Origin of the sequence: Streptomyces sp. NPDC059524, assembly GCF_042749255.1 — a bacterium.
Taxonomy (GTDB): Bacteria; Actinomycetota; Actinomycetes; order Streptomycetales; family Streptomycetaceae; genus Streptomyces; species Streptomyces xanthii.
This window is the reverse complement of sequence record NZ_JBHYTK010000313.1, coordinates 1-2308: the sequence shown is the minus strand read 5'-3', so window position 1 is coordinate 2308 and position 2308 is coordinate 1. Positions and strand designations below refer to the sequence as shown.

Annotated in this window: 3 protein-coding genes; all 3 read left to right on the top strand. The window is 75.3% G+C overall.

Features of this window, described 5'->3' with window-relative positions:
* Positions 1-573 precede the first annotated feature (573 nt).
* The 3 genes from ACFW9D_RS38465 to ACFW9D_RS38455 all read left to right on the top strand — a co-directional run bounded on the left by ACFW9D_RS38465 (position 574) and on the right by ACFW9D_RS38455 (position 2298).
* On the top strand, positions 574-1335 hold the full coding sequence (locus tag ACFW9D_RS38465) for a DUF4239 domain-containing protein (protein ID WP_188335659.1): 762 nt from the start codon (positions 574-576) through the stop codon (positions 1333-1335).
* A gap of 47 nt (positions 1336-1382) precedes the next feature.
* On the top strand, positions 1383-1637 hold the full coding sequence (locus ACFW9D_RS38460) for a hypothetical protein (protein WP_188335660.1): 255 nt from the start codon (positions 1383-1385) through the stop codon (positions 1635-1637).
* A gap of 145 nt (positions 1638-1782) precedes the next feature.
* Complete coding sequence (locus ACFW9D_RS38455) at positions 1783-2298, top strand: hypothetical protein (protein ID WP_384630134.1); 516 nt, start codon at positions 1783-1785, stop codon at positions 2296-2298.
* Positions 2299-2308: the final 10 nt, after the last annotated feature.

Sequence of the window (2308 nt, the reverse complement as noted above, 5' to 3'; positions counted from 1 at the left end):
GCGCCGGTGGCGGTCGCGGGGGGGGGTCGCGACCGCGGGGGCGGGGGCGCGCGGGGGGGCGGGGGCGCGGGGGGGGGGGGGGGGGGGGGGGGGCGGGGGGGGGGGGGGGGGGGCGGGGGGGGGGGGGGGGGGGGGGGGGGGGGGGGGGGGGGGGCGCGGGCCCCCGGCGCGCTGTGCCGCCCGTCACCGACCCCGCCGCCACCGAAACCACCGCCGAAGCCCACCCCCAAGCCCCCGCCTCCCCCGCCGCCACCTCCGCCGCCCCCGCCACCACCTCCGCCGCCTCCGCCGCCCCCTCCGACGACCCATGCTCCCGAGCCTGCTCCCCCACCGCCGCCGCCTCCGCCGCCGCCGAAGCCCGTACCCAAGCCGAAGCCGAAGCCGCCCCCGCCCCGGTCGGCGCCGCCGAAGCCGAGCCCGACGCCCGTCCACTACCCGGCCTACCGCCCGAAGGCGCACCGCGCGCCCCCGAGCGGCGGTCCGTCGCTCGTGACGCTCACCCTGCTCATCACCGCGCCCGCCGTGCTCGCGGTCGCCGCGCTCCGCCCCCGCTGACCTCTGTGGAGACAAGAGATGTCGGAATGGCTTGTACTCGCCCTCGCGATGATCGCGGTGTGCGCCGTGGTCCTCGTCGTCCAGGTGCTGCAACAGCGCCGGATCGGCGACGACGACGACCCGTCGGAGACCCCCGACGTCATCGAGTACATGACGATGATGATCGGCGTGGTGTACGCGATCGTCCTGGGTCTGGCCATCGCCGGGGTCTGGGAGGCGCGCAGCGCGGCCCAGGACCATGTGCGCAACGAGGCCCAGGCGCTGCACGAGGTCCACGAACGGGTCCGGGTGTACCCGGCGGACGTACGCACCCGGATCCGGGCGGATGTCGACACGTATGTCAGCCATGTCGTGACGACCGAGTGGCACGCGATGCGCACCAAGGGTGAGCTCACCGACCGGGGCACCGAACTGCTCGACCAGGTGCGGCACGACGTCACCGACTACAAGCCGCGCAACGACTTCGAGGCCCAGGCCTATCAGCCGCTGCTCGACCAGGTGACGGCGGCCGACGACGCCCGCAACGCCCGGGCGGACTCGACCGGGGCGACGATGCCGGGGGTCGTCTGGTTCGGCCTGATCGTCGGCGGGCTCGTCACGATCGGCATGATCTTCGTGCTGCAGATCCGGCGCACCCCGCGCGAGCTGATCCTGGCCGGGCTGTTCTCCGCCCTGTTCGCGTTCCTGCTGTTCCTCATCTGGGACTTCGACGCCCCCTACAGCCGGGGTGTCGCGGCGACGGCCGAACCGTTCCTGATGCTGTTCCCCGGCGCCGGGTGAGGCGGCTCCGGGCTGCGGCCCGGGGCCGTACGGAGCACTCTGGGGGCATGACCGCATGGCAGACCCCCATCGTCGTCCACCCGCCCGCGCCGGAGGGCGGCCGGCACGTCACCGTGCGCGGGCGTCCGGTGGGGCTGGCCCACAGCGACCGGGATCTGACGGAGCTGCTGCGCCGGGCCGGGCTCGGCGAGGCGGACACGACGCTGGACGACCCGCACCTCGTGGAGTGGCGCGGCGCGGGTCCGCACGTGTGGCACGCGGCGGGGACCGACGGGCCGTCAGTCCGCGCCGACCTCCCCTGACCGGCCCACACGCGTTGCCCCGTTCGTACGACACCGATCGCGCGCCGCACGGCGTGTCCCTAGCGTTTCGGGCATCGAGGTGCTTGTCCCCAGTAGTACGCGGAACCGGTCCGCGGCTGCCCCTCGTGGACCCGGAGGATCTCCCATGCGCGCGATACGTACCGCTTCGGCCGCCGCTCTCTGCCTGACCGCCCTGTCGCTGACGGCCCTGCCGGCCGCGGCGGGCGACTCCGACACGTTCCGGGTCGGCATCACGCCCACGACGGTCGCCGCCGGCGGGCAGATCACTCTCACCTCGCACGGCTGCGAGCGCCGCACCGAGGTCACCGCCGGGATCTTCGACACGGTCTCGATCGGCAAGGGCGGCGGCTCGGCGAGCGCGACGATCGACTGGGACGCCAAGCCGGGCGCCGTCTATCCCGTCACCTTCTCGTGCAAGCGCGGCCCGACGCGGACCCTGCACCTCACGGTCGCGGGCGGCAGACCCATTGAGCCCACCCCCGAGCCGATCCATCAGGGGCACGGCGTGCGGGCCGGGATCGGCGGCAGCCTCGGCGGTCTCGACATGAAGGAGATCGGCCTCGGCTCGGCCCTGATCCTGGGCTCGCTGGCCACCGCCTACCACCTCGCGCGGCGCCGCACGGGCGACGACGGCGCCTGACGCGGCGACG

Bases quoted from the DNA above. Each gene is read 5' to 3' on its own strand.
- ACFW9D_RS38465 (WP_188335659.1), top strand. From the start codon at position 574: ATGTCGGAATGGCTTGTACTCGCCCTCGCGATGATCGCGGTGTGCGCC.
- ACFW9D_RS38460 (WP_188335660.1), top strand. From the start codon at position 1,383: ATGACCGCATGGCAGACCCCCATCGTCGTCCACCCGCCCGCGCCGGAG.
- ACFW9D_RS38455 (WP_384630134.1), top strand. From the start codon at position 1,783: ATGCGCGCGATACGTACCGCTTCGGCCGCCGCTCTCTGCCTGACCGCC.